The sequence below is a fragment of the Achromobacter sp. GbtcB20 genome (assembly GCF_019091095.1).
GTDB lineage: Bacteria > Pseudomonadota > Gammaproteobacteria > Burkholderiales > Burkholderiaceae_B > Achromobacter > Achromobacter mucicolens.
The window spans coordinates 1-249 of sequence record NZ_JAGXJZ010000747.1; the positions used below are offsets into that span (position 1 = coordinate 1).

1 protein-coding gene is annotated in these 249 nt (G+C 67.9%); it reads left to right on the top strand.

What is annotated here, in order from left to right; translation table 11 throughout:
* Positions 1-22 precede the first annotated feature (22 nt).
* A partial coding sequence (locus KVT32_RS30955) for a hypothetical protein (protein WP_217619519.1) occupies positions 23-249 on the top strand: 227 nt, incomplete at its 3' end.

Consider the following 249-nt stretch of genomic DNA (forward strand, 5'->3'; position numbering starts at 1 on the left):
GCACGCCGCCGCGGAGGTCGAGGTGCCGCCTTCGAAAATCACGCAGATCATGGAGGGCGGCGTCGCATCGGCGGAGCTGATTCGTCGCGATGGCCAGGGCCCCTACCAGCTGCAGATCCTGACCCCGGTCGTGTATCCACCCCCGGCCCGGGCCGAGGGCGTGTTGCTGATGCAGGCGGACCTGGAGCAACTGGTGACCCTGTCGCCGCGTGACGAGACGCGGCCGATGCCCTATCACCTGCAATTGGT